The organism is Amycolatopsis sp. NPDC114484, assembly GCF_055633755.1.
The window spans coordinates 245,800-271,278 of sequence record NZ_JBVKDQ010000008.1; the positions used below are offsets into that span (position 1 = coordinate 245,800).

Here is a 25,479-nt window from a genome sequence, read left to right on the forward strand (position 1 = left end):
GGGTGTGCCGGTGCGCCACCCGGGTGAGCGGGCATGGTTCCATCGCTGATGTGCACGTGCGGAGAGCAGGGAACGGACAGGCGCGGCTGGTGCGCCCGCCGGTCCCCGCCGCACCCACGTTCACCTGGGACGAGGACGCTCGACGGCTGCTGTCGGCTCCTTCTGGATTCCGCCGCGTGCTTGGCGGCCCGGGTACCGGCAAGACGGCGTTGCTCGCCAGCGCCGCCGCGCGCCGGATCGCGGAGGGGGCGGATCCGGAGAGCGTGCTGCTGCTCACGACGTCCCGCCGCGCGGCGGACGCATTGCGGGCTGACCTCACGCGACGGCTCGTGTCCGACCCGGATCAGGAGTCTTCGCTGCCGCGCACGGTGAGTGAACCGCTTGTGCGCACAGTGCATTCGTACGCGTTTTCCTTGCTGCGCCTGGAAGCTCGGGCCGAAGAACTGCCGCCGCCGCGGTTGCTGGCCGGGGCGGAGCAGGACGTGGTCGTGCGTGAGCTGCTGGAGGGCGACCTGGAGGAGGGCGCGACCGGGTGGCCGGAGCAGTTGCGTCCCGCGCTGACCGTGCCGGGGTTCGCCGAGGAGCTGCGCGACCTGCTGATGCGGGCGGCCGAGCGCGGGCTCGGCCCGGAGGATCTGACTGAACTCGGCCATCGCCAGGACCGCGAGGAATGGGTCGCCGCCGGGCAGTTCTGGGCGCAGTACGAGGAGGTCACCCAGCTGCAGGGGGCTGGCGGAAACGCGCTCGGCCTGCCCGCCGCTCCCGCGCTCGACGCGGCCGAGCTGGTGACGTCGGCGTTGCTCGCGCTGGAGGACGACGAGGAGCTGCGCGAGCGTGAACGGGGCCGCGTGCGGCATTTGTTCGTGGACGACGCGCATCACCTGGATCCGTTGCAGGTGCAGCTGATCCGCACGATCGGGCACACCGCGGAGGAGTTCGTGGTGGCCGGCGATCCGGACCAGTCGGTGTTTTCTTTCCGTGGCGCGGACCCGAAACTGTTCGCCGATTCCGACAATGACGGCGACCGGACGGTCATGCTGACCGCGTCGCACCGGCTCGCTCCGACTGTCCGGGCGGCGGTCGCGAAGCTCGGTGCGACGCTGCCTGGTGCTTCGGCGCATCGGAAGTTGGTTACCCCGCAAGGGAAACGCGGGGGCAAGGTGCGGGTGCGGCTGATGCCGACCCCGGCGGCGGAGGCGAGCTGGATTGCTGATCAGCTCCGCCGGGCGCATCTCGTCGACGGGGTTCCGTGGTCGGAGATGGCGGTGCTGGTGCGGTCTCCGGCACGGACGTTCCTTGTGCTGCAACGCGCGTTGCGTGCGGCGGGCGTGCCGATCGGCTCGGCTACCGAGGAATTGCCGTTGGCGAAACACACCGCGGTACGGCCGTTGCTGGCGGTGTTGCGGATCGCGGCGGAACCGGAACTGCTGGACGTCGACATCGCGGAGATGTTGCTGTCCTCGTCGCTTGGCGGGGCGGATCCGTTGGCGTTGCGGCGGCTGCGACGTGGTCTTCGGCGGCTGGAGCTGGCTGGCGGCGGGCAGCGGTCGAGTGACGAACTGCTCGTGGAAGCGTTGCGGGGCGGGGACATCCTCGTCGGTCTTGCGGACAACGAGGCGCTGCCGGTCCGTCGGGTCGGCAAGCTGCTGAGCGTCACGCACCAGGCGGTGAGCCGTGGTGAAAGCGTCGAGCAGGTGCTGTGGGAGCTGTGGCAGGCAAGCGGACAGCAGGAACGGTTGCTGCGGTTGGTGGATCGCGGCGGTTCGCTGGGTGCGCAGGCTGACCGTGACCTGGACGCCGTGGTGGCGTTGTTCGATTCGGCGGGCCGCTACGCCGACCGGTTGCCGAAGGCGAGTGTCGCGGCGTTCGCGGATTACCTGTCGTCGCAGAACATCGCGGGGGACACGCTCGCTCCGGCGGCTATTCCGGGTGAAGGGGTTTCGCTGCTCACCGCGCACGCGTCGGCGGGTCGCGAGTGGACGGTCGTCGCGGTCGCCGGAGTGCAGGAGGGCGCGTGGCCTGATATGCGGCTGCGCGGATCGCTGCTGGGCGTGGAGCGGCTAGTCGACTTGCTGTCCGGAGTGGACGAACACGACAAGGTGTCCGCGATCGCGCCGATCCTCGCCGAGGAGCGGCGGTTGTTCTACCTCGCGGCGAGCCGGGCGCGCCGGACTCTGCTGGTGACCGCGGTGGCCGGGGAAGACGAGCAGCCGTCCCGATTTCTCGACGACCTTGAGGAGAACGGCGCCGACGACGGCATGCTCGACTCCCGGATGAAGCCGCCGGGCCGATCGCTCGTGCTGGCTGAATTGGTCGGCGAGCTGCGCGAGGTCGTGTGCGACGACAAGTCGGACCCGGAGCGGCGGCAGCGGGCGGCGAAGCAGCTTGCCCGGCTGGCCGCCGCTGGGGTGCCAGGTGCGCATCCGGACACTTGGTACGGGTTGATGGAAGCGTCCACCGAGGATCCGGTGCATGGGCCCGGCGACCTCATGCGAATCTCGCCGTCCACTGTGGAGATTCTGGTGAAGTGCCCGCTGCGCTGGCTGATCGAACGGCACGGCGGCAGCGATCCGGCGCAGTTGGCGGCGGTGACCGGAACTCTCGTGCACGGCCTGGCGCAGGCGATCGCGGGCGGAAGTACCGAGGAGCAGATCCAGGCCGCGCTGGACGAAGCGTGGGTTCGGGTGGACGCTGGCGCGCCGTGGTTTTCCCGGCGTGAACGGTCCCGGGTGGAGCTCATGCTGCGCAACTTCGTGTCGTGGCTGGAAAAGTCGCGGCAGGAGCTGATTGAAGCCGGGGTCGAGCAGGACATCGAGGTCGAGTTGCCGATGGGCGACGAAGAGGTGCGCGTGCTGCTGCGCGGGCGCGTCGACCGGGTCGAGATGGACAAGGACGGCCGTCCGGTGATCGTGGACATCAAGACCGGCAAGGTTCCGGTGTCCGGCGCGGACGCGGAAAAGCACCCGCAGCTCGCGGCGTACCAGTTGGCGGTGTTGCTGGGCGCGGTCGAGGGCAAGAACACGCCCGGCGGCGCGAAACTCGTCTACGTGGCCAAGGGGAACAACAAAACCGGTGCTACGCAACGGGATCAGCCGCCGATGGACGAGGACAGCGGACGCGAGTGGCTGGAACTCGTGCGGTCGGCCGCGGCCGCCGCGGTCGGTCCGGACTATCAGGCGCACGAGAACGCCGACTGCGACCGGTGCCCGGCGCGCGGTTGCTGCCCGTTGCGTCCGGAAGGGCGTCAGGTGACCGGACCGTGAGCCCGGTGGTTCTCGCCAACCCCGTCGGACCCGCGGAAATCGCTGACGCACTGGGGTTGCACCGTCCGACGCCCGAGCAGGCGACCGTGATCGCGTCGCCGGTCGAGCCGTCGCTGGTCGTCGCGGGCGCGGGCGCGGGGAAGACCGAAACCATGGCCGCGCGCGTGGTCTGGCTGGTGGCCAACGGAATCGTGAGCCCGGAGCGGGTGCTCGGCCTGACCTTCACCCGGAAAGCCGCGCGTCAGCTCGGCGAGCGGGTCCGGGCGCGGCTGCGGCGGCTCGCTGGTTCGGGGCTGCTGGAGCGGATTGATCCGTCAGGCGCGTTGCGGTCCACTGTGGTCGCGGGTGAGCCGACTGTGCTGACCTATCACGCGTACGCAGGACGGTTGCTGTCGGAACACGGGTTGCGGCTTCCGGTGCAGCCTGGCGTCCGGTTGTTGTCGGAGACTTCGTCGTGGCAGCTGGCGCATCGGGTGGTGTCCACTTGGGACAATGACCTGGACACTGACCGCGTACCGCCGACGGTTACCGCGCAGTTGCTCGCGCTTGCCGGTGAACTTGGCGAGCATCTGATCTCGACGGAAAAGCTCGGGCAGTACACCGAATGGCTGTGCGAGGTCATCGAAAACGCTCCGCGGGCGAAAGGGCAGCGCGCGTCGCTGCCGGTGAAGCTGCAGGACGTGCTGGCAGCGCAACGGTTTCGGCTCGCGTTGCTGCCGTTGGTCGAGGATTACCACCGGCGCAAACGCGCGGAAGGCGCGCTGGATTTCGCGGACCAGATGTCGCTGGCCGCGCAGCTCGCGGACGGATATCCGGCGGTGGTCGCGGGGGAGCGCGAGCGTTATGGGGCCGTGCTGCTGGACGAATACCAGGACACCGGGCACGCACAGCGAGTGTTGCTGAGGTCGTTGTTCGGCGGCGTGGATCATCCGCCGATGCCGGTGACCGCGGTGGGCGACCCGGCGCAGGCGATTTACGGCTGGCGCGGTGCGAGCGCGGCGAACCTGCCCCGGTTCACTACGGACTTCCCACGCCGACGCGAGGAACGGCTGGAGACCGCGCACGAATTCGGGCTGCTCACGAGCTTCCGCAATCCGCCGGAAATCCTGGAGCTGGCCAACGCGATCTCGGAACCGTTGCGGCAGCGCGGGCTCGGCGTCGAACGGCTTCGGGCGCGCGACGGTGCCGGTCCGGCGGACATCGCGGTCGCGTTGCTGCCGGATGTGCGCGCGGAACGCGAGTGGGTCGCCGACGCGATGGCGCGGCGCTGGCACGCGGAGAAAGAGGAGACCGGCAAGCCGCCGACCGCAGCGGTGCTGGTGCGCCGACGTGCGGACATGGCCCCGATCGCGGCGGAAATGCGGATGCGCGGGCTGCCAGTGGAGGTCGTGGGACTCGGCGGATTGCTGGACGAACCGGAGGTCGCCGACCTAGTTTCCACGCTGCGCGTGCTCGCCGATCCGCTGGCCGGCAGCGCGGCGGCTCGGTTGCTTACGGGTGCGCGCTGGCGGATCGCGGCGGCCGACGTCGCGGCGTTGTGGCGGCGGGCCAACGAACTCACCTCGCCCGAGCCGCGTGCACAGGAGGGCGAGGAACCGGAGCTGGTCGCCGAACGCGCGGAACAGGCCGGGCTGATCGACGCTGTCGACGAACCCGGTGCGCCCGAGCGTTACTCCGCGGAGGGGTACCGCCGAATTCGCCGGCTGGGTGCGGAATTGACCGCGTTGCGGCGCCGGTTGGATCAATCGCTGCCGGAATTGGTGGCGGACGTCGAACGCACGATGTTGCTGGATGTCGAATCGCTCGCCCGTCCAGGATCGGCCGGCCGCGCGCATTTGGACGCGTTCGCTGAGGTGGTCACCGATTACGCGGAGACCGCGCCGACCGCGACTCTGTTGTCCTTTGTGGACTACCTGAACACCGCCGCGCACGCGGAAGACGGTCTGACGCCCGGCGAGGTGCAGGTGGTTCCGGACCGCGTGCAGGTGCTCACTGTGCACTCGGCCAAGGGGCTGGAATGGGAAGTCGTAGCTGTTCCGCATCTGGTCGCCGAGGTGTTTCCGGGCAAGCGGCGTTCGTCGTCGTGGTTGCGCACCTCTACCGCGCTGCCCGCGCATTTGCGCGGTGACGCGGCGGACCTGCCGAAGCTGCAGGTCGCGGAAGGCTATGACCGCAAGGAAGTGCAGGAAGCCCTGGAACTGCACGAGGAGGGGTTCGTCGCGCGCGAGGCCGACGAGGAACGACGGTTGTGTTACGTCGCGCTGACCCGTTCGGAGCGCGCGTTGCTCGTTTCCGGGCATTGGTGGAACGAAAGCAGCACGCGCGCTAAAGGGCCGTCGATCTTCTTGTCCGAGATCGCCGAGGTGATGGGCGAGTCCGATCCGCCGCTGGGCGTGGTGGACGTCTGGGCGGAGGAACCGGCCGAGGGCGAGGAGAACCCGCTGGTCGCGGACTCCCGGACGGCGAAGTGGCCGGTGGATCCGCTGGGCGACCGGCGGTCCGGCGTCGCCACCGGGGTGGATCTGCTGCGGGCGGAAATGGCCGCCCTGGAAGAAGAACCCGAGCCGGAGGCCAAGGCCGAATCCGAGCCGGAACCCGAAGCGGAACCTCTCCCGGCAGCCGACGACGACGAAATCCCGCTGCCGCCGGAACCCGAGGACGAAGAGGAGTACCTGCCAGACGACTTCGAAGACGACGAGGACGTCATCGACCCGGAAGACCCGGACGGCTGGGCCGCCGACACCGACGTTCTCCTCGCCGAACGCGCCCGCTCACAGTCCACAGTGGATCGTGTTGCGCTGCCCGCGCAGCTGAGCGTGAGCCAGCTGGTGGACCTGGCGTCCGATGCGGACGCGCTGGCGCAACGCCTGCGTCGCCCGCTTCCGTTGCCGCCCAACACCTTCGCTCGCCGCGGCACCGCATTCCACAGCTGGTTGGAGCAACGCTTCTCCGGCGACCGGCTGCTGGAGATCGACGACCTTCCCGGCGCGGCCGACGTCGGCGAGGCTCCGGACACCGATTTCGAAGCCCTGCAAGAAGCTTTCGAGAACAGCGAATGGTCCGACCGCGTCCCGGTGGCCGTCGAGGTGCCGTTCTCCGCGGACGTCGAAGGCATCACCCTGCGCGGCCGGATGGACGCGGTGTACGCGGATCCCGACGGCGGCTGGACAGTGGTGGACTGGAAGACCGGCTCCGTCCCGTCCGAAGAACGGTTGCCGGCATTGGCCGTTCAGCTCGGCGCGTACCGATTGGCGTGGGCAGCGCTGAAGAAGGTCCCGGTGGAACGGGTGCGCGCGGCCTTCCACTATGTCCGATCTGGACACACGCTGCGCCCGGCCGATCTGCTGGACGCGGAAGGCCTGCGCGCCTTGCTGCGCAACGTTCCTCAGGAGTAGGAGTCAGGCCCGATCGCGGACGGTCAACGCCCAGCTCACCAACGGCCACTGCATGGGCAACCGCAGCCACGCCACCGCGCGATCACGCGCCGGACGGCCGCGTCGCTGACAGTCCAGCGCCATCTTCACGTTCCCCGGGAACACCCCGACGAACAGCAGCGCCGCCGCCAGCCCGCCCAGCCGACGCGTGCGCGGCAACGCGATCCCGGCGGCGACGGTCAACTCGGCGGCGCCCGAGGCGTAGGTCCAGGTGCGCCGGTCACCGGGCAACTCCTTCGGGACCAGCGCGTCGAACGGCTTCGGCCGGGCGAAGTGCAGGACGCCCGCCCCGGCGAGGAGAGCGGCGAGAAGATGGGCCGGACGTTGCGACGCGCGAGGCTCGGACATGCGGCAAGCCTGCCACAGCATGATCGCCGTGACGGGTGTGCGGGTGCTCCGATTGGGTTATCCTCCCGGCTGTGAGTGACGCCGAACGCGCGCGGGGAGCCGGTGCATGAAGGCCTTGAAACGGCTGCCCCTGAACGTCCGGTTGAACGACCGGCCCGACCACGAGCTCGTCGGCGTGATCCGGATGCCGGAGCTGACAGTCAGCCCGATGCGGGCGATCGTCAAGCGGATCATCGGCGCGCTGCTGGCGCTGCTCGCCACGGTGCTGATCGTCTACCTCGACCGGGACGGCTACCGCGACGCCAACGGCGACGGCCTCTCGCTGCTCGACTCGCTCTATTACGCGACAGTTTCCCTCTCGACCACCGGCTACGGCGACATCGCCCCGGCCACCGCGTCCGCGCGGCTGGTGAACGTCATCGTGATCACGCCGCTGCGGGTCCTTTTCCTCATCGTCCTCGTCGGGACCACCCTGGAAGTGCTCACCGAGCGCTCCCGGCAGGCGTTCAAAATCCAGAAGTGGAGGACGAAGGTGCGTGACCACACCGTCGTCGTCGGTTTCGGCACGAAGGGCCGCTCGGCGGTCAACGCGCTGCTCGGCGACGAGGAGGTGCAGGCCAACCGCGTGGTGGTCGTCGACACCGACCAGCAGGCGCTGGACGCGGCGAGCGCGCTCGGCCTCGTGACCGTGCACGGATCGGCGACCAGGGCGGACGTCCTGCGGGTCGCGGGCGTGCAGCACGCCCGCGCCGTGGTGGTCGCGCCGAACCGCGACGACACGGCCGTGCTGGTCACCCTCACCGCGCGCGAGCTGGCTCCGAAGGCGCACATCGTGGCGTCGGTGCGCGAGGCGGAGAACGTGCACCTGCTGAAGCAGTCCGGGGCGAACCAGGTCGTGGTGTCGAGCGAGACCGCGGGGCGGCTGCTCGGGATGGCGACATCCACTCCGCTTGTAGTGGACATGGTCGAGGACCTGCTGACGCCGGAATCCGGACTGGCGATCGCCGAACGCGCCATCGAGCCGAGCGAGGAGGGCGGATCGCCCCGGCACCTGCCGGACACGGTGCTCGGCGTGGTGCGGGACGGGGTGCTTTACCGGGTGGACGCTCCGCAGGCGGACGCGCTGGAGCCGGGGGACCGGCTGCTGTACGTCAAGAAGGTCACGCAGGTCGATCACATCGAACGCTGAGGTGTGCCCGGGTTCGGGCTGGTTCCGGTCCGGCGCTGTGGAGGTCCGTGAAGGGCCGCCTGAGGGAATCTGATTCCCTCAGGCGGCCCTTCACGGACGGCTGCGGGAGCAGGGCCGCACACCGCTGCTGCTGAGAAAACCTCAGTGGGTGCGTGGGATGCACTCAATGGGGCATTCGGGCCAGGCCGGTCGGCGGGCGGGCGGCGGCGCACGCGGTGACGGGCGAGATGGCTGGCGCGGTGGCGCACGTGGTGGCGGGCGCGGCGGCGCACGCGGTGACGGGCGAGGCGGCTGGCGCAGGTAGCGCACGTGGCGGCGCACGCGGTGACGGGCGCGGTGGCGGGCGAGGTCCCCCGTGCGCGGGCACCTCACTGGGTTTTGCCCCCGGCATCTGGAAGCATAGCGTCGTGCAGGTTTCCGACCCTCCGCATAAGAGCCCCGTCAAGCGGTGGCTGCAGGTGGGCATCCCGATCGCGGCCGGGGTGCTCGTCGTGGTCTTGGCGTGGCTCGCCGGCCCGGGGCTGCTCGGCATCCAGGCGAAGTCCGCGGGCGCGCCGGTGGACGCCCAGATCACCAAGGCCGTCGACTGCTCGGTTCCCGGGGCGGCCGAATCGGTCTCGTTCCAGCTCGGCGGCAAACCGCGGCAGGGCTCGCTCGACAGCTGCGGGCACGGCAAGGACGAGCACCTCCAGGTGCTGGTCCCGGACGACGCTCCGGACAGCGGCGTCGTCTCGGTCACCGCTCCGGACACCTCGGCGGGCTCGCAGGACCTGCGCGCGCCGATCGCGCTGGCGCTGTTGGTGTTCGCCTGCTTCTGCGGCGGGATGTACGCCTACCTGGTGATCCGCGGTCCGGGCAAGCTCGCGCTGCTCAGCTGACGCGCGCACCGGCCGCGCTGGTCAAATCACTACAGCCGCGGCGCCAAAATCCAGCGCAATCAGTGAACCACTACATCCGTAGTGCCGATCCCGCGCCGGAGACAGCCTTCCAGGCCGAACCACTACGAACGCAGTGGCACCCAGCTCAGCTGACGTCCGACGCGGACGCGGCGAAGGTGTTGCAGTCCGCGATCCGGTTGTCCTTCGCCCCGGCGCGCCACCACTGCGCGTAGTGCGCGTTGGTGCCGTGATCGTGACTGCGGGAAGTGTTGTCGCCGCGAGTTTCCTGGTCGTTCCAGGCCTTGTTGTACATGTCGCGGGTGACCGTGCCGCCGCGGTCGACGTGCGCGCCGAGGAACATTCCGGAGAAGCACTGCGCCTGTAGTTCTTTGCGGCGCGACATGTCGAGGCCCTCGGGGCTGTTCTGGCCCGCCGCGTAGATCTTCTGCCACGCGGCGTCCATGATGCCCGCGACTTCCTGCACGTGGTGGCCGTACTCGTGGGCGAACAGTGCCAGGTAGACCCCGGGGTTGTTGCCGTACTGGTCGGTCTGCAGGCCCTTGAACGGGACGTACAGGTTGTTCTCGCAGTAGTACGCCGCGGTGGCGATGCCGACCTGGATGGTGCCGCATTCGGTGTCGAAGCTCGGCCCGGTCGGGAAGTGCAGCGCGGGCGGCGTGAACGGCAGGTTGTAGGACTCGAGGAACGGGCCCCACGCCGCGTCGAGGCATTTGCTCGCGGCGGTGAAGAACGCTTCCGCGCCGTCCTGCGTGCTCGTCCACTGCGGAAGATTGCAGACGAGATTCTGGAGACCGGCGTTGCGGTCCTGCAGGATCGGGTGGTCGGCCAGCTTGAGGATCTTGTGCGGGCCCGCGCTGGCGGAGGTGCTCGGGCTTTCCGTCGGGCTGGTCGGCGCGCTCGAAGCGGTGGACGAGCCGCTGGTGGGCGGCAGTTCGTAGGCGGACGTCGGCGAGGGCGGCGCGGCCTGGTAGCCCGCGTTGCTCGGACCCGACCCGCGGTTCAGCGAAACGATCGCCACGACGCCCAGCGCCAGCACCGCGACCGCGCCGAGGCACAGGCCGACGATCAGACCGGTCGGTTTGCGCGGCGGCACCGGATAGGACGGCGGCGGCTGCTGCCACGGCGGCCCCTGCGGCGGCGGGCCCTGATACGGCGGCTGCTGTCCCTGGTACGGCCCTTGTCCCGGCTGTGCCTGGTACGGACCTTGCGCCTGACCCGGGTACTGGCCCGGCGGCACCGGTCCTTGACCCGGCACCGGCGGCGGTTGAACGGTCCCGCGTGGCGGCACCTGGCCGTAGGGCGGTTGCGTCATCAGGGCAGTCCCGGTGGGTCTCGGCGCGGGCCGGGCGTCCCCCGGCTTGCCGTTCAGCATATCGGGGGATGCCCGGCGCGCCGCAGCACTTCGCCGGACTGCCTCCGCGCCCGGACGTCCCCCCAGGTCTGGCCGGGTGCGGACGGCTCTGGAAGAGTGACGGCAGCAACCGCAGGGCCGTGCAAACGAGGGGCTCCGATGACAAACTCACCCGGTTCGCCCGGGCCGGGGGACGACACGCCTACGCCGAGCCGGGGCTTCGCGAGCCCCGACCCGGGCGCGTCCGCCGCCACTCCGCCGGAGACCGGCGAAACGGACACCTCGTCCTCGCCGTCCGGCACGAGCGCCGGAATTTCGTCGTCCGCCAGCGAAAACTCCGCTTCGTCCGGGGAGCACCAGGCTGCCTCGGACGGTCCGGCTGGCGCGAATCCGTCGCCTGCCAGCGAAAACGCGGCTGGCGCGACGCCGCAGCCGGGCTGGGCAAGTCCGGCTGGCGCGAACCCGGCTGGCTCGACGGCGCAGCCAGGTGGGCAGAACCCGGCTGGCGCGGCTTCGCCTTCGGCCGGTGAGAATCCGGCAAGCGCGGCACCAGGCAGCGAAACCTCGGCCGGGGTGTTTTCGTCTCCGAGCGGCGCGAACCCGGCTGGCGCCACTCCGGAGCAGCCCGGCGCGTTCCCTCCGCCCGGCGCGACGCCGCCTCCCGCGGGCGGCGGTCAATGGCAATCCCCGGGCCAGCAACCGCTTCCGCAGTACCCCGGCGGCGGCCGTCCCGGTGCCGGCTGGAGTCCGAACGGGCTGGGCAAACCGGGCGTGATCGCGTTGCGCCCGTTGAACGTCGGCGACATCCTCGACGGCGCGATCACCGCGATCCGCCGGTACCCGTTGCTGATCCTCGGGGTGTCCGCGATCGTCGCGGTGGTCTCGGCGGGGCTGAACCTCGCCGCGTCGCTGTGGCTGGTGCCCGATTTCAACCGGGTCACCCAGCTCGGCCCGGCCGCGACGCAGCAACAGCAGCTCGACGCGCTCTACAGCCTGCTGGGCTCCACGCTCACCTCGCTGCTGCCGGTGCTGGTGATCTCCATGCTGGCGCAGACTTTCCTCACCGGCTTCCTCACCGTGGTGATGGGCAAGGCGGTGCTCGGCCGTTCGGTCGACTTCGGTTCGGCGATGCGCGAGGCCGCGCCGCGGCTGCTGCCGCTGCTGGCGGTCACCATCCTGTACACGCTGGCCACGATCGTCGCCGCGGCGTTCTGCCTGCTGCCCGCCGTGCTGCCGTACGTGTTCTGGTCGCTCGCCGGTCCCGCGCTGGTGCTGGAACGCGGCACGATCGGACAGGCGTTCACGCGGTCGCGCCAGCTCGTGGCGGGCATGTTCTGGCGGGTGTTCGGGATTCTGCTGCTGGCGGGCGTGATCAGCTGGCTGATCTCGGCGATCATCGGCATTCCGTTCAATCTCGGCTCGGGCGCGTTCACCGGCATCTTCGACCCGCAGGCGACGCTGCCGAAGGTGACGACCGGCGGGCTGGTGCTGCAGTCGGTGGGCAAGGTGATCGCGGAGACGATCGTCATGCCGTTCACCGCGCTGGTCACCGTGGTGCTCTACATCGATCAGCGGATGCGCCGCGAGGGCATGGACATCGAACTGGCCAGGGCGGCGGGCATCCAGCCGCCGCAACCGCCGCAGCAGGCGTGGTGATCGGTTTTCTCGCCGACGTCCCGGTCGACATCGACCGGGACCCGGCCCGGCTGCGGGCGGTCCAGGAACTGACCGACCCGGCCTATGCGGCTGCGCAGCCGGGCTTTCTCGAGCGGGTCTGGCAGTGGCTCGGACAGCGGATTTCCGAGCTGTTGGACTCGTTGTCCGGAGTGCCCGGCGGCCCGCTCGGTCTGTTGTTGGTGCTGGCGCTGGTGATCGTGCTGATCGTGGTCGTGCGGCTGCGGGTGGGCAAGGTCGGCCGGTCCGCGAAAACGTCCGGCGAGGTGTTCAGCGGACGGCGGCAAACCGCCGACGAGTACCGGAGAGCCGCCGAGGAAGCCGCCGCTCGCGGCGATTTCGCCGACGCGGTGCGGGACCGGTTCCGCGCGCTCGTGCGGGGGATGGAAGAGCGCGCGCTGCTCGACGTCCGCTCGGGCCGGACCGCGGACGAGGCGGTTGCCGAAGCCGGAAGGTTCCTGCCGGACCTCGCCGTTGAGCTCACGGCCGCCGCGCGGCAGTTCGACGACGTGCACTACGGCGGGCGGCCGGGTACCGAAGCCGGTTACCGCGGTTTGTCCGAATTGGACGAACGCGTCCGTCGTGCGCGACCGGTTTTGGCGGACGCATGAGCACAGCTGTTTCGCCGGATCTGCGCCGAATCTGGCGTGGCGCCCGGATCCCGCTGGCGATTCTCCTGCTGATCGTGCTCGTCGCGCTGGCCATTGTGCTCAGCCGCGGCGAGCAGACCAGCGGCGAATTCGACCCCGGTTCCTACGAACCGCGCGGCAGCCACGCCCTCGCGCATTTGCTGGAGCAGGAAGGCGTTCAAATCCGTGCGGTGCATTCGCTCGCCGAGGCACGCGAAGCCGCCGACAGCGGAACTTTGCTGATCACCGCTCCGCAATTGGTGCCGACGAACGGGTTGGCTGATCTGCGCCGCCGGGTCGCGCACCTCGTTCTCATCGCGCCCGGATCGACTGCGCTCGGGATGGCCGCGCCGACGGTTTCGCCGACGGGAACGGGAGATGTCCTTACGCTGCAACCGGGTTGCACGGTCGGCGCGGCGGTCAGCGCGGGATCGGTCACGCTCGGCGGACGCCATTACCGCACGGACGACAAGACAGCGCGGACCTGCTACCGCGACGGTGGCGAACCGAGTTTCGTGCAGTTGGCCGACCGGACCGGCACCGTGACTGTGCTCGGCGCCGCGGACGCGTTCACCAACGACCAGATCGCCAAGGAAGGCAACGCGGCGTTCGGCATGCGGCTTCTCGGCGATCACCGGCAGCTGACCTGGTACGTACCGTCCACAGAGGACCCCGCGCTGGCTGGCGACAAGAAGCCGTTCGTCGACCTGATCCCGCCTGGCTGGCGCTACGGCGCGCTGACCGCGGGAATCGCGATCGTGCTTTTCGCGCTGTGGCGCGCGCGGCGGCTCGGTCCGGTGGTGCGCGAACCGCTGCCGGTGGTCGTGCGGTCGGCGGAGACAGCGGAGGGCCGGGCCCGGCTGTACCGGCGGGGCGGCGCGACCGGGCACGCGGCGGAAACCTTGCGCGAGGCGGCCAGGACGCGGTTGCGGAAGAGATTGGGATTGCCGCGCGACGCCGGCCCGCCCGCAGTGGTGGAGACGGTGAGCGCGCGGACCGGCCGGGCGCCGAACGAGGTCGGGGCGGTGCTGTACGGCCCGTCGCCGTCCGATGAGGCGGCGCTGGTGCGGCTGGCGGACGAACTTGACGCGGTGGAACGAGAGGTGGAGCGTTCTTGAGTACCGAACAGATGCAGGACGCGCGGGCGGCCCTGATCGCGTTGCGCACCGAGGTCGGGAAGGCCGTGGTCGGCAACGACGCGGCCGTCACCGGGCTCATCCTCGCGCTGCTCTGCCGGGGGCACGTGCTGCTGGAAGGCGTGCCCGGCGTCGCGAAAACGTTGCTGGTGCGGGCTTTGGCGGCGTCGCTGGACTTGAAGACGACGCGCGTGCAGTTCACGCCGGACCTGATGCCGGGCGACGTCACCGGGTCCATTGTGTACGACGCGCACAGCGGCGAGTTCTCCTTCCGCGAAGGCCCGGTGTTCACGAATCTGCTGCTGGCGGACGAAATCAACCGGACGCCGCCGAAGACGCAGTCGTCGCTGCTGGAGGCGATGGAGGAGCGGCAGGTGTCGATCGACGGCACTTCGCGGCCGCTGCCGGATCCGTTCGTGGTGATCGCGACGCAGAACCCGGTGGAGTACGAAGGCACCTACCCGTTGCCCGAGGCGCAACTGGACCGGTTCCTGTTGAAGCTGACCATGCCGGCACCGTCGCGTGAGGACGAAATCGGCATTCTTTGGCGGCACGCACAGGGTTTCGACCCGCGAAACCTCACCGCCGCAGGTGTGCGTCCGGTCGCTGGCGCGGCGGAGCTCGCCGCCGCGAGGGAAGCGGTCGCGAAGGTGACAGTCGGCCCGGAAGTGATCGGCTACGTCGTCGACCTCTGCCGCGCGACGCGTGAACTCCCGGCGGTGCGCATCGGTGTTTCTCCGCGTGGCGCAACGGCTTTGCTCGCCGTGACGCGCGCGTGGGCCTGGCTGTCCGGACGGGATTACGCGACGCCGGACGACGTCAAAGCGCTCGCCCGTCCTGCGCTCCGGCACCGTCTCGACGTGCGGCCCGAAGCCGAACTCGAAGGCGTGACCGCGGACGGCGTCCTCGACCGGGTGCTGGCCTCCGTGCCGGTGCCGCGCTAGATGGCAGTCACCGGGCGGCTCGGGCTGCTGGCGCTCCTCGGGGCGCTGGTGGTCGGGCTGCTGTTCCCGTCCGGCACCGGCGTCGCGATTGTGCTCGCGGTGCTGCTGGTGCTGGTCGTCGTGGACCTCGTGCTGGCCGGGAGTGTGCGAGCGCTGCGGTTTTCGCGCAGTGGCACCACTTCCGTCCGGCTGGGGGAACCTGCCGAAGTCACGCTGACCGTGACGAACCCCGGCGGGCGCACCGTTCGCGGCTCCCTGCGCGACGCCTGGCCGCCGAGCGCCGGTGCCGACGACCGGCACGCGTTGGTGGTTCCGTCGGGCGAACGGCGTGCTCTCGTCACGCCACTGCTCCCGACCCGCCGCGGCGACCGCATCGCAGCGCGGGTGACCGTGCGCGCGGTGGGCCCGCTGGGATTGGCCGCGCGGCAGGGTTCGCACGAGGTGCCGTGGGCGGTTCGCGTGCTGCCTCCGTTCCACAGCCGCAAACACCTGCCTTCGCGGCTCGCTCGGCTGCAGCAGCTGGACGGCCGCAATGCCGTGTTGATCCGGGGCCAGGGAACGGAATTCGACTCCCTCCGCGAATACGTGATCGGCGACGACGTCCGGTCGATCGACTGGCGTGCGACGGCCCGCGCTTCGGACGTGATGGTGCGAACGTGGCGTCCGGAACGCGACCGGCAAGTGGTGCTGGTGCTGGACACCGGCCGTGTCTCGGCTGGACGGGTCGGCGACGCACCGCGACTGGACGCGGCGATGGACGCGGCGCTTTTGCTGGCCGCGTTGGCTTCCCGGGCCGGGGACCGGGTCGATCTGGTGGCTTACGACCGTCGTGTGCGGGCTTCCGTCCCGAACGCTTCGACGCCGTCTTTGGTGAACGCCCTGGCCACGATCGAACCGTCACTGGTGGAGACGGACGCGCGGGGGATGGTGGCGGAGGTGCTGCGGCGGACCCGGCGGCGGGCGTTGGTGGTGCTGTTGACCGGGCTGGAACCGGCGCCGTTGGAGGAGGGCCTGTTCCCGGTGCTGGGTTCGTTGACGGCTCGGCACGAGGTGCTGGTCGCGTCGGTGGCGGATCCGAGGGTCGCGGAAATGGCGGCTTCGCGGGGCTCGGCGGAGGCGGTTTACGACGCTGCCGCGGCGGAACGCGCGCTGGCGGGCCGGGAGTCGTCGGTGGCTTGGCTGACGCGGCACGGGGTCGGCGTGGTGGATGCGGTTCCGGAGGAATTGCCGCCTGCTCTCGCCGACCGCTACCTGGCGTTGAAGGCGGCGGGACGCCTGTAAGCGGTACCCGGCCGCGATTGGGTGCGGCAGGATGAAGCGAGTGACTATCGACGCTGACTCCGGGGCGCGCACCGGCGCTGAGCTGTTGTTCGTCGCGGTCGACCTCGGGGCCCAGCCCGCTTTGGAAGCGGTGGAGCGGAATACCGTCGCCTTGCGGGCGCTGACGAGACAGGCCCGGATGCTGGTGGCATTGCCGAGCATGCCGAACGCCGAGCGCTACCTCTATTACCGGCAGGATCGGATACCGCGCCGGGCTGAGTTGTGGCGCGGCGCGGTGCCGCGGAGCGAGGAGGGCTGGGCGGCGGATTTGCGGGTGGCCCGGATGTCCATGGCCAGCCCGTGGCAGGTGGTGCTCGCCGAGGTGGCGCGGGCGTCCTCTCCGGTCGCCTACACCGGTGCCGCGCTCATCGCGTTGCAGCAGTTGCTCAAGATGGTCATGACCTGGCAGCAGCACCGGCTCGAGCTGGCCAGGGCGGAACTCGACCTCCACGCGCGCCGCCACGAGCTGGCGCTTCGGGTGATGCGCGAAAGCAGCGCCCTGATCGGCCAGCTCGAATCCGCGGACCCGGCGGCGAAGGAACAGGCGATGGCCTTCGTCGCGCAACACCCGGTGCCCGACGATCTGCTGGACTCGGTCGAGAACCTCAACGACGTCCAAGCCGCCGAGCTGATCCCTCCCGACGATCCCGCGCGACTGGCCGCTGACCGTTACCCAGCCTCCGGCAGCGCGTCTCCAGCGGCTCGGCGGTCCACGTCCCCGGTCTCGCCGTCCAGCGCGGCTCGCCGGCCCAGCGTGAACACGTACGTCAGGAACAGCAGCTCCACCACCGCCCCGATCCCGATCCGCAGCCACGTCGGCCAGCCCGACGGCGTCACGAACGCCTCGATCACTCCCGACACCAGCAGCACGCACGCCAGCCCCAGCGCCATCACCACCACCGACCGGCCCTGCTCGGCCAGCGCCGCGCTTCGCGATCGCCGTCCCGGGTCCACCACCGTCCAGCCGAGCTTCAGCCCGGTCCCGGCCGCGATGAACACCGCCGTCAGTTCCAGCAAACCGTGCGGCAGCAGCAGGCCCAGCAGGACATCGCCGCGTCCGGCCGAGGACATCAGGCCGATCGCGATCCCGGCGTTCAGCGAGTTCATCCACAGCGCGGCGATCACCGGCAGCCCCAGCGCGACGCCAAGGAACAGGCACGTCGCCGCCACCCACGCGTTGTTCGTCCAGACCTTCGCCGCGAAGGACGCCGCCGGGCCGGTCGAGTAGTACGTCTCGTACTGGCCGCCCGGCGCGGTCATCGCGTGCACCTCGTCCGGCGACACCAGCGACGCGCGCACCTGCGGGTCGCCGGCGATCCACACGCCCAGCACCGCCATCACCGCGACCGACAGCAGCGCCGCCGGGATCCACCAGCGCCGGCTCAGGTACACCGCGGCCGGGAACCGGTGGGTGAAGAACAGGCCGACCTCGCGCCACGCCGGGCTGTGCGAGCCGGCGACCGCCGAACGGCCGCGGGCGACCAGCGCCGACAGCCTGGCCAGCAGGGCCGGGTCGGGCGCGGTCGAGCGGATCATCGACAGGTGCGTGGCGGCGCGTTGATACAGCGTGACCAGCTCGTCCGCCTCCTGGCCGGTCAGCCTGCGCCGTCCGGCGAGCTCGCCGAGCCTGCTCCATTCGGCACTGTGCGCCGCGACGAACACATCGACGTCCACCGGCCACCTCCCTCGTCCGTCAGGATAGAGGCACCGGCATGCGCGCCCGCGCTCTACGCTGGCCTCGTGCAAGAAGAGTCCGATCTCGTCACCGGTGAGGCCGTCGTCCTCGATCTGCGGGTGGCGAAGCTCGCCAGCCGCGCGGTCGCGATGCTGCTCGACGTCCTCGTCCAGGCCGCGTTGCTGTTGCTGGTGCTCGTCATGCTGATGCTGACCGCCGGGTCGTTCGACTCCGCGCTCACCGTCGCGCTGATGCTGACCGCGTTCGTGCTGGTCGTCATTGGCTACCCGGTGCTGTTCGAAACGCTCAGCCGCGGCCGTTCGCTCGGCAAACTCGCGCTCGGCCTGCGCGTGGTGCGCCTCGACGGCGGCCCGATCAGCTTCCGGCACGCGCTGACCCGCGCGCTCGCCGGCTTCTTCGTCGACTTCTGGGCGCTCGGCTTCCTCGGCGCGGTGGCCGTCATCGTGTCGCTGACGTCGTCGAACGGCCGCCGTGTCGGCGACTACCTCGCGGGCACCCTGGTGATCCGCGAACGCGTGCCGCAGTCCGCGCAGGCGATTCTCGTGGTGCCGCCCGGTCTGGAAGCGTGGGCCGCGCACTTCGACCTCAGCGGACTCACCGACGACCTCGCCATGGCCGCCCGTCAGTACCTCGGCCGCTACCACGACCTGCGCCCGGAAGCGGCCGCGTCGCTCGGCTTCGGCCTGGCACAGCAGATTTCGGCGGAGATCGGGGTGCCGCTGCCGCACGGGATGCCGCCGTGGATTTTCCTCACCGCGGTGCTGGCCGAACGCCGCAACCGCGACCACGCCCGGCTCGCGCCGATGCAGTACGGCCCGCCTGCCTACGCGCCGCCGCCGGTTCCGCCTCCGGCACCGCCGCGGTCCGACAATCCCTTCACCCCGCCGAGCTGAGGGCATGCTCGCCGACGACGTCACCGTCACCACCGCCCAGGACGGTCAGCTCACGGTCATCGAGCGCGTCGTCACCGACGCTCGCGCCGTCCATCGGATCGCCGAGCGCGTGCCCGTCACCGACGACGAAGATCGGCTCTACTCGGTCACTGACCTGCATGTTTCCGGGGCCGCCAGTGCCAACGGAACGACGGTCACGGTCACCGGTCCAGCCACCGTGACGTACACAGTGGACGGTGCGGTCGCCGCTGGCGGACAGGTGCGGTTTCAGCTCACTGGCGGCTGGGACCGGGCGCTCGACCGGGTCACCGCCGCCTTCAGCGCGCCTGGAGTGTCCACAGCGGACTGTTACGCCGGTCAGCCGGGTTCGTCCCGGCAGTGCACTTTCTCCGAACTGCGCGGCGGGGGAGCGCATGCGGAACAGAATGTCCTGCGCCAAGGGGATCGAATCGACCTAGCCGTCCAAACCGGGCCGTTGCCGGAGAATGCCCGGTTTGTGCCGACTGGGCCGTTGGCTGTCTTCGCACCCGGATTTCCGACTGTCCTCGGTGGCCTGGTTTTGGTGCTGTACCTGCTCATCGGGGCCAGCTTGCTGCGCCGCCGCACCGGTCAGCCCGCTCCCGGGGTGCCGCCTGCGTACCTCGCGTATGTCGCGCGCGGCGAACTCGACCTCACCGGCACCGTTCTCGATCTTGTCGCCCGCGGTCATCTGCACATCGACGACGGCCAGGTCGCCCACGGCGAAGCCGATCCGCTCACGCCGTTCGAGCAAGCCGTCAAAGCCGCCTTCCCGCCAGGTCCGCTCGCTGCCGCGCGGCCGGATCAGGCTGAGCTGCAAGCCCTTCTCGACGCCGAAGCGCACCGGCAAGGCTGGCTGTCCGAGCGGCGACCCTACGTCCGCCGAGCCGGGCTCATCCTGGCCACCGCAGGCATCGTGCTCACCGTCGTCCTGGTCAGCACGGTCGGCGAGGCACTGATCGGTGTCGCGCTCCTGATCGCCGGGCTCGCCACCTTCGCCGCCGCTCCGCTGGTTCCGCCCCAAACCCGCCGCGGCCGAGCGCTGGGCACTCCGGGCGAACGCGTCGAATCCTCGCTGGCGACCGAGATCGACGCGATCCAAGCGATCGCCGAACGGCGCTCGGTGGTGTCCGCGCAATGAAACTCGCCGCCTTGCTGACGATCCCATTCCTCTGCGCAAGTCCAGCCTCGGCACAGGACCAACCGTCGCTGCCAGGTCTGCCGCAGAGTGTCGAAGTCGCGCTGAAGGCCCAGCGCGACGGCAGTCTGTCCGTCACCGAGGCAGTCTCAGTGCCGCGCGATACCTCGATGACCCGCACTATCCCGTTGCGCGCCAACGCCCGCGTGCTCGGCATCCGCGACATCAGCATCGAAGGCGCGGGCAATGCCGAATCAGGAAACGACCAGGTGACCTTCTACCTGCGCGGCGGAACGTCCGTGCTTCGGTACACAGTGGACGGTGCGGTCGGCACGAGCCTCGGCGTCGAGCACGTCACTTGGGACGTCGCTGGCGGCTGGGACACCCGCCTCGAACTGGTCCGCGCGACCTTCGCCGCGCCCGCCATTCCGGACGCGCTCAGCTGCCTCGCCGGTCCGCCCGACTCGACGTCACGCTGCGGCGCCGCGCAAATCGACCACTCCGGTCTGACCCGCGTCTCCGTACCGAACCTTCCGCCCGGCTCACGCGTACAGCTGACCGCCGAACTCCCTGGCGGCACAGTCGCCGCGACAGAGAAGCTCATCCCCACCGGCCCCTTCGCCGCGACCGCACCAGTGTGGTGGGCATGGCTGGCCTTCGCCGTGCTGTCGATCGCCGGTGCCATCGCGGTGTTCGTACGTCGCCGACGCGACCAACAGCCCGGTCGCGCCGCCCCCGTGCAGCTACTCGACAACGGCCGCTTCTCTTCTCCGGAAGGCGTGCTCCCCGGACACGTAGGACTGCTTCTTACCGGACGCGTCAGTTCGGTCGACCTAGCCGCGACAGTGCTCGACCTATGCGTCCGTAACTATCTATGGGTCACCGAGGACGGCCCACACAGCTGGGTGCTCGTACGCCGCAACCCGCCCGACGAACACCTGACCGTCTTCGAGCGCGCGGTGTACGCAGCCGCTGTGCCGGGCGAAGCCGCGACGCTCGCCGAAGTCCGCGAAGCAGGCGTACGCGAGCTAGTCGCCGACACGGTCCGTCGAGGCTGGCTCTTTCCGAAGCGACTGTCGAAGATCAGTCCGCGGCTATGCGGGTACGGCGTCTTCCTCACCATCCTGCTGGCCTTCACCGTCGGTTACGCACAACTCGGGTTGGTGCTTCTCGCCACCGGCGTCGCGGTGACGGCAGCTGCCCACCTCTTACCGGAGCGGACGAAGACAGGCCTAGACCTCCGAGACCGCCTTCTCGGTCTCAACGCACAGCTGCGCACGATGGAGGCTCCGGACGACGAGCTGCTCGCCTCTCGCGCGCTCCCGTACGCGTACGCGCTGGGCGAAGCAGACGCTTGGCTAGTTAACGCTTGTTCGCTGTCGGCGTACTGGTACGGCGCCTCCGGCGAGGACGCTGTGCCATTGGTGCGGACCAGGGGATTCGTGGCCGCACTGACGGTCGCGTTCGAGAGCGCGAGGCACCTCCGACCGGACGAGCCCAAGACGCCCGCGCCTGCGTAGGGTGGAGGCATGGCCGATCCCGAGCTCTTCCGTTTCACGATCGACAACGGTCTGCGCGTGGTGCTCGCTCCTGACCCGACCGCGCCGGTGGTCGGGGTCAGCGTGCACTACGACGTGGGCTTCCGTTCCGAGCCGGAGGGGTTGACCGGTTTCGCGCACCTCTTCGAGCACCTGATGTTCCAGGGCAGCGAAAGCCTGGAGAAACTGGCGCACTTCCGGCACGTGCAGTCCAGCGGCGGCACCTTCAACGGTTCCACGCACCCGGACTACACCGACTACTACGAGGTGCTGCCCGCGGCCGCGCTGGAACGCGCGCTGTTCCTCGAAGCCGACCGGATGCGCGCGCCGAAGCTGACCGCGGAGAACCTGGCGAACCAGATCGAGGTCGTCAAGGAGGAAATCCGGCTGAACGTGCGCAACCGGCCGTACGGCGGATTCCCGTGGATCCTGCTGCCGCCGGTGCTGTACTCCACCTTCGCCAACGCGCACGACGGCTACGGCGCCTTCGAAGACCTCGAGGGCGCGACGCTGGACGACTGCGCCGCCTTCTTCGACACCTTCTACTCCCCGGCCAACGCGGTGCTGACCGTCGCCGGCGACTTCGAGGTGGAGAACGCGAAGGCGCTCGTCCAGAAGCACTTCGGCGACGTCCCGCACCGGCCGGCTCCAGTCCGTCCGTCGTTCGCCGAACCGCTGCCCACCACGCAGCTGCTCGGCGAGCACACCGACGCGCACGCGCCGCTGCCCGCGCTGGCGGTGGGCTACCGGATGCCGGACCCGATCAACGACCTCGACGGCTACCTCGCGTACCTGGTGCTGGCGGGCGTCCTCACCGACGGTGACGGCTCGCGGCTGCAGCAGCGGCTCGTGCACGTCGAACCGCTGGTGGTCGACATCGGCGCGGGGGCCGGGCTGTTCGGCCCGTTCGAGGCGCGCGACCCGGACACCTTCACCATCACCGCGATCCACCCGCCGGAGGTGCCGCGCGAGCGCGTGCTCGCCGCGCTGGACGAGGAGCTGGAGAAGCTCGCGTCCACGCCGCCGGACGAGCAGGAACTGAAGAAGGTCACCGCGCGCTGGGCGGCGAGCCTGCACGCGGAGCACGACCGGCTCGTGTCGCGCACGCTGGCGCTCGGCGCGTTCGAACTGCTTTACGGCGACGCGTCGCTGGTCTACCAGCTCGCCGACCGCCTGTCCGCGGTCTCCGGCGAGGCTGTGTCGGCGGCGGCGAAGGCGCTGCGCCCGGACGCGCGCGCCGTGCTCGTCGTGAAGCCCGCAAGCACCGAAGGGACGGAACAGTGACCTCGGCTGAACAGGTCAAAGCCGCACACCGCAGCGCCGAGGAGATCGGCCGCACCGCCACCGGACCGCGTCCGCTGCCCGAACTGGGCCACCAGCGCGCCGCCGCCGATCTGTCCCATGTGGACACGACGCTCTCCAACGGGCTGCGCGTGCTCGCGGTGCGCAAGGCGAGCGTCCCGATGGTCGAACTGCGGCTGTGGATCCCCTTCGCGGGGGAGGACCGGATGCACGCGGCCACCGCGGAGGTGCTCGCGGAGACCGTGCTCACCGGCACGGCGCGGCGCGACCGGGTGGAAATCGACGCCGAGGTCGCGCTGATCGGCGGCGACCTCAGCGCGGGCGTGGACCCGGAGCGGCTGTACTTCGGCGGCACCGCGCTGTCCGACGGCCTGCCGACGCTGCTGGACGTACTCGGTGACGTGCTCACCGGCGCCACGTACGGCGACGCGGAGGTCGCGCGCGAGCGGGAGCGGCTGATCGAGCGCATCGCGGTGTCGCGGACGCAGCCGCGCACCATCGCGCGCGAAGCACTGCAGAAGCACCGGTACGGCGACCACCCGGTGACCCGCGAGGTTCCGCAGGCGGAGGACGTCGCCGAGGTGACCGCCGAGCAGGTGCGCGCGCTGCACAACGCTTCGGTGCTGCCGCGCGGTGCCGTGCTCGTGTTGGTCGGAGACCTTGACCCGCAAGCGATTCCGGCCGAACTGGAGCGCGCGCTCGGTGGCTGGAAGTCCGACCGTTCGGCCGTGGTGCTGCCGCCGCTGCCCGCGCTGACCGGCGGCAACGTCCTGCTGGTTCCGCGCGACGGCGCCGTGCAGTCGCAGATCCGGCTGTCCGCCCAGACGGTGCCGCGCACCGATCCGCGGTACCCGGCGCTGCAGCTGGCGAACCTGGCGTTCGGCGGCTACTTCTCCTCCCGGCTGGTCGAGAACATCCGCGAGGACAAGGGATACACCTACGGCGCGCACTCGGGCTTCGAGTTCACCGGCGACAGCGCGGTGGTCAATGTGGACGCGGACACGGCCAACGAGGTCACCGCGGCGGCGTACCTGGAAACCCGGTACGAGCTGTTCCGGCTCGGCACCGTGCCGCCGACTGCCGAAGAGGTCGAATCGGTGCGGCAGTACGCGATGGGCTCGCTGGTCACCGGCACGTCCTCCCAGGGCGGGCTGGCCGGGCAGCTGATGGCGCTGGCGTCGAACGGCCTCGGCATCGAGTGGCTGCAGAGCCACCCGGAGCGGCTCGCGGCCGTTACCGCGGAGCAGATCGCCGAAGCGGCGGCGGAGTTCTTCGCGCCGGGCCGGTTCACCGGCGTCGTGGTCGGCGACGCGGACCTGCTCGCGCCGAAGCTGGCCGCGCTCGGAGTTTCGGCAAGCGAGAAGGACTGATGAGCGTTCGGTTCGAACTGGGGGCACTGCCGACCCTGTCGCGTTCCACAGTGGACCGTCAGGAAACCTTGCGCACCAACCCGGAGCGGCTCGCCGCGAAATGGTCGGAAGCCCGCGTGGTGCTGCTCGACGACACCGGCCGCACGCCGGTCGTCGAGGGCGGTTCCGCGCTGGCCACCCGCAAGGCGATGGACTTCGGCACCGAACCGCCCGCCGACGCGGTGTTTCTCGGCGAATGGGAAGACGTCGACTACTGGTCGCTGCCCGGCAGCATCGAAGGCGACGTCGACACCGTGCGGCTGGCTGGCAGCTGGGGCGTGATCGAAGAAGTACCGCGCGCCAACGGCGAAATCTGGGTCGAGCTGCGCGGATACGGCGAACAGCTGGACGACACGTCGGCCGGGCTGTTCACCACCGCGCAGGCCCTGCGGCACTGGCGGCGGCAGTCGCGCTTCTGCACCCGCGACGGTTCGCCGACGCAGCTGATCCAGTTCGGCTGGGCCAGCCGCTGCGAAGCCAAGGGACACGAGGAATACCCGCGCACCGACCCGGCGGTGATCTGCCTGGTACACGACCTCGACGGGGTCAACGGCTCGCACGTGCTGCTCGCCCGGCAGCCGATCTGGCCGCCGGACCGGTACTCGGTGCTCGCCGGATTCGTGGAGGCGGGGGAGTCCCTGGAGGGCTGCGTCGTCCGCGAAATCCGCGAGGAGGCCGGGATCGAGGTGGGGGACGTGCGGTATCTCGGCAGCCAGCCGTGGCCGTTCCCGCGCTCGATCATGCTGGGCTTCACCGCGCGCGCGGACCGCGACGCGCCGCTGGTCCCGGCCGAGGGCGAGATCGAGGAAGCGCTGTGGGTGTCCCGGGAGGAGGTCCGGACCGCGTTCCGGAACGCCGGGACCGGAGTGCCGACGCCGATCGCCGGCGGCGCGTCGAATCTGTTGCTGCCGGGGAATTCGTCGATCGCCCGGGTGATGCTGAAGGCCTGGGCGGAAGCCGAGGAATGACGGACAGGTGCGGGCCTGGATCGCTGGGCCCGCACCTGCTCCCGGAAACATCGCTTAGCTGCAGTCGGTTTTGCCGCACGACTTGGTCGCGTAGCTGGCTTCGAGCCACCGCGTCCCGGGATTCCCGGACCATCGCTGCCCGCTGGTCCGACGCACGGGCCCCGCAGCTGGCCGGGAAAGTTTTGCTCAACCACGTAGCTGCCGTCGGCCTTCGCCGCGCAGCCTGAACGCGTAGCTGGCTCCGAGCCGCCGCGTCCCGGAAAATCCCGGACCACCCCTCTCGGCTGGTCTGGACCGCGTACGGTCCGCGCTCGCCCGGTCACCCTGTGC

The 25,479-nt window shown here is 70.4% G+C and carries 18 protein-coding genes; 15 read left to right on the forward strand and 3 right to left on the reverse strand.

The window, feature by feature from the left end:
* The first annotated feature begins 89 nt into the window (after positions 1 to 89).
* Both ACZ7SW_RS21840 and ACZ7SW_RS21845 read left to right on the forward strand, forming a co-directional pair.
* Positions 90 to 3,263, forward strand: a complete 3,174-nt coding sequence (locus ACZ7SW_RS21840; protein ID WP_470232327.1) for an ATP-dependent helicase — start codon at positions 90 to 92, stop codon at positions 3,261 to 3,263.
* Positions 3,260 to 6,658: an ATP-dependent helicase gene (locus ACZ7SW_RS21845; RefSeq protein WP_470232243.1), complete on the forward strand. Its 3,399-nt coding sequence runs from the start codon at positions 3,260 to 3,262 to the stop codon at positions 6,656 to 6,658. Before ACZ7SW_RS21840 ends, ACZ7SW_RS21845 begins: the two co-directional genes overlap by 4 nt.
* A gap of 3 nt (positions 6,659 to 6,661) precedes the next feature.
* On the opposite strand, the gene ACZ7SW_RS21850 is transcribed toward ACZ7SW_RS21845, so the two are convergent.
* Positions 6,662 to 7,045 (reverse strand): DoxX family protein, encoded by a 384-nt coding sequence (locus ACZ7SW_RS21850; RefSeq protein WP_470232244.1) that lies wholly within the window; start codon positions 7,043 to 7,045, stop codon positions 6,662 to 6,664.
* 106 nt (positions 7,046 to 7,151) lie between these two features.
* Between ACZ7SW_RS21850 and ACZ7SW_RS21855 the strand changes: the two genes are divergently transcribed.
* Positions 7,152 to 8,234, forward strand: coding sequence for a potassium channel family protein (locus ACZ7SW_RS21855; protein ID WP_344288523.1), 1,083 nt, complete (start codon positions 7,152 to 7,154; stop codon positions 8,232 to 8,234).
* 407 nt (positions 8,235 to 8,641) lie between these two features.
* Positions 8,642 to 9,112, forward strand: a complete 471-nt coding sequence (locus tag ACZ7SW_RS21860; protein WP_470232245.1) for a hypothetical protein — start codon at positions 8,642 to 8,644, stop codon at positions 9,110 to 9,112.
* A gap of 145 nt (positions 9,113 to 9,257) precedes the next feature.
* Here the strand turns inward: ACZ7SW_RS21860 and ACZ7SW_RS21865 are convergent, their stop codons facing one another.
* Complete coding sequence (locus ACZ7SW_RS21865) at positions 9,258 to 10,445, reverse strand: neutral zinc metallopeptidase (protein ID WP_470232246.1); 1,188 nt, start codon at positions 10,443 to 10,445, stop codon at positions 9,258 to 9,260.
* Positions 10,446 to 10,643: 198 nt separating this feature from the next.
* On the opposite strand from ACZ7SW_RS21865, the gene ACZ7SW_RS21870 reads away from it, so the two are divergent.
* From ACZ7SW_RS21870 to ACZ7SW_RS21890, 5 genes are read left to right on the forward strand one after another with little or no spacing between them, the layout of a single operon-like run.
* Positions 10,644 to 12,140, forward strand: coding sequence for a DUF7847 domain-containing protein (locus tag ACZ7SW_RS21870; protein ID WP_470232247.1), 1,497 nt, complete (start codon positions 10,644 to 10,646; stop codon positions 12,138 to 12,140).
* Positions 12,134 to 12,769, forward strand: coding sequence for a DUF4129 domain-containing protein (locus ACZ7SW_RS21875; RefSeq protein ID WP_470232248.1), 636 nt, complete (start codon positions 12,134 to 12,136; stop codon positions 12,767 to 12,769). Before ACZ7SW_RS21870 ends, ACZ7SW_RS21875 begins: the two co-directional genes overlap by 7 nt.
* Positions 12,766 to 13,905, forward strand: a complete 1,140-nt coding sequence (locus ACZ7SW_RS21880; RefSeq protein WP_470232249.1) for a DUF4350 domain-containing protein — start codon at positions 12,766 to 12,768, stop codon at positions 13,903 to 13,905. Before ACZ7SW_RS21875 ends, ACZ7SW_RS21880 begins: the two co-directional genes overlap by 4 nt.
* Positions 13,906 to 13,916: 11 nt before the next feature.
* Complete coding sequence (locus tag ACZ7SW_RS21885; RefSeq protein WP_470232328.1) at positions 13,917 to 14,867, forward strand: AAA family ATPase; 951 nt, start codon at positions 13,917 to 13,919, stop codon at positions 14,865 to 14,867.
* Positions 14,868 to 16,148: a DUF58 domain-containing protein gene (locus ACZ7SW_RS21890; protein ID WP_470232250.1), complete on the forward strand. Its 1,281-nt coding sequence runs from the start codon at positions 14,868 to 14,870 to the stop codon at positions 16,146 to 16,148.
* 708 nt (positions 16,149 to 16,856) lie between these two features.
* On the opposite strand, the gene ACZ7SW_RS21895 is transcribed toward ACZ7SW_RS21890, so the two are convergent.
* Positions 16,857 to 17,861 carry a stage II sporulation protein M gene (locus ACZ7SW_RS21895; protein WP_470232251.1) on the reverse strand — a complete coding sequence of 335 codons (1,005 nt, stop codon included), beginning with the start codon at positions 17,859 to 17,861 and terminating at the stop codon, positions 16,857 to 16,859.
* A gap of 66 nt (positions 17,862 to 17,927) precedes the next feature.
* Between ACZ7SW_RS21895 and ACZ7SW_RS21900 the strand changes: the two genes are divergently transcribed.
* From ACZ7SW_RS21900 to nudC, 6 genes are read left to right on the forward strand one after another with little or no spacing between them, the layout of a single operon-like run.
* Positions 17,928 to 18,776, forward strand: a complete 849-nt coding sequence (locus ACZ7SW_RS21900; RefSeq protein WP_470232252.1) for an RDD family protein — start codon at positions 17,928 to 17,930, stop codon at positions 18,774 to 18,776.
* Between the two features lie 4 nt (positions 18,777 to 18,780).
* Positions 18,781 to 19,935 (forward strand): DUF2207 domain-containing protein, encoded by a 1,155-nt coding sequence (locus ACZ7SW_RS21905; protein WP_470232253.1) that lies wholly within the window; start codon positions 18,781 to 18,783, stop codon positions 19,933 to 19,935.
* Entirely contained in the window at positions 19,932 to 21,452 is a 1,521-nt protein-coding gene (locus tag ACZ7SW_RS21910; protein WP_470232254.1) for a DUF2207 family protein, read from the forward strand. Before ACZ7SW_RS21905 ends, ACZ7SW_RS21910 begins: the two co-directional genes overlap by 4 nt.
* 9 nt (positions 21,453 to 21,461) lie before the next feature.
* Positions 21,462 to 22,754, forward strand: coding sequence for a M16 family metallopeptidase (locus ACZ7SW_RS21915; protein WP_470232255.1), 1,293 nt, complete (start codon positions 21,462 to 21,464; stop codon positions 22,752 to 22,754).
* Complete coding sequence (locus ACZ7SW_RS21920) at positions 22,751 to 24,142, forward strand: M16 family metallopeptidase (RefSeq protein ID WP_470232256.1); 1,392 nt, start codon at positions 22,751 to 22,753, stop codon at positions 24,140 to 24,142. The genes ACZ7SW_RS21915 and ACZ7SW_RS21920 overlap by 4 nt, the downstream gene beginning before the upstream one ends.
* Entirely contained in the window at positions 24,142 to 25,149 is a 1,008-nt protein-coding gene (gene nudC / locus ACZ7SW_RS21925) for an NAD(+) diphosphatase (RefSeq protein ID WP_470232257.1), read from the forward strand. Before ACZ7SW_RS21920 ends, nudC begins: the two co-directional genes overlap by 1 nt.
* Positions 25,150 to 25,479 lie beyond the last annotated feature (330 nt).